We start from the raw sequence: 1,622 nt of genomic DNA on the forward strand, positions 1-1,622 counted from the left end.
GCGCTCTATCAACGGCATGGCGAGGCCGCCCGCGCGCTGATCCACGCGGGGGCCGATGTCAATCACAAGGACGACCAGGCCAACAGCGCCTTCCTGCTGGCCGCCGCCAGCGGGCAAGTGGAGCTGGTGCGGCTGACGCTGTCACACGGGGCCGATCCGCACAGCACCGACCGCTATCGCGGCACCGCGCTGACGGCGGCCTCGCAGCATGGCAACCCCGAGGTGGTCAAGCTGCTGCTGCAGGCCGGCGTGCCGGTCGATCATGTCAATGCGCTGGGATGGACCGCGCTGCTGGAAGCCATCGTGCTCGGCGACGGCAGCGCGCGCTACGAGCACGTGGTGCAGCTGCTGCTCGATGCGGGCGCCGACGCCAACCTGGCCGATCGCGACGGCGTCACCCCCACGCGGCATGCGCGCGAGCGCGGCTACAAGACGATGGTGAAGATGCTGATGCGGGTGCGCGGGCACTGAGCGGCCGGGCAGGACGCGCCGCCCCGCCCTGGCGCCGCGCGCCCTCAACCCAGGCGCGCGTTCTCCGCTTCCTGCAACTGGCGCCACATCACCTTGCCGGTCCCCGACTTCGGCAGCGCGTCGACGAACTCGACCACGCGCGGGTACTTGTAGGCGGCCATATTGTCCTTGGCCCAGGCGATGATGTCGTCCGCCGTGGTCTTGCCCCTGGCGTGCGCCTTCAGCACGACCACCGCCTTGACCGTCTCGCCGCGATAGGCGTCGCGCGTGCCGATGATGCAGGCCTCCTGCACGTCCGGATGCTTGTACAGCAGGTTCTCGACCTCGGCCGGCCAGACCTTGAAGCCCGACGCGTTGATCATCCGCTTGAGCCGGTCCGTGATGAAGAAATAGCCCTCCTCGTCCATCCGGCCCAGGTCGCCGGTGCGGAAGAAGGTCTCGCCCTCGAACTCGATGAAGGCCTCGCGCGTCGCGTCCGGCTTGCCCCAGTAGCCCTTGAACACCTGCGGGCCGCAGACGATGATCTCGCCGACCTCGCCCGGCGGCAGCTCCTTCAGCGTGACCGGGTCGACCACGCGTGCGTCGGTGTTGAAGGTCGGCACGCCCAGGCACTGCAGCTTGGGCCGGTCCGCCGGATTGCTGTGGGTCGGCGCCATCGTCTCGGACAGCCCGTAGCCCTCGAGATAGTTCAGGCCGAACTGCTCGCGCAGCCGCTCGGCGATCGCCTGCGGCATCGCCGCCCCGCCGCCGCCGATATAGCGCAGGCTCGACAGGTCGAACTCGGCCAGGTTGGGGCTCGCCAGGAAGTCGATCACCATGGTCGGGATATTGGTCCAGTGCGTGACCTGGTAGCGCGAGATCAGCCGGCCCGCCACCTCGCGGTCCCAGCGCGGCAGCATCACCACGGTCGCGCCGCTGTAGATCGGGCCGTTCATGCCGTACTGCATGCCGGTCACGTGGAACAGCGGCAGCACCGACAGGATCACCGACTCGGCGCCCGAGCCCGACCAGGTCGAGCCGCCGACCACGTTGTGCATCACGGACCGATGGGTATGGATGCAGCCCTTGGGGAAGCCGGTGGTGCCCGAGGTATAGGGCATCACCGCCATGTCGTCGGGACCGGCGGTATGCGGGCCGGGCTGGTGGCCGGC

2 protein-coding genes are annotated in these 1,622 nt (G+C 69.2%); one reads left to right on the forward strand and one right to left on the reverse strand.

All coding sequences use genetic code 11. From position 1 onward, the window contains the following. On the forward strand, nucleotides 1-471 hold a 471-nt coding region (locus AC6EI8_RS26410; protein ID WP_498383379.1), incomplete at its 5' end, for an ankyrin repeat domain-containing protein. Nucleotides 472-515: 44 nt separating this feature from the next. On the opposite strand, the gene AC6EI8_RS26415 is transcribed toward AC6EI8_RS26410, so the two are convergent. Then, a partial coding sequence (locus tag AC6EI8_RS26415; RefSeq protein ID WP_498383380.1) for a long-chain-fatty-acid--CoA ligase occupies nucleotides 516-1,622 on the reverse strand: 1,107 nt, incomplete at its 5' end.

It is taken from the genome of Cupriavidus sp. R6-3 (assembly GCF_059772245.1).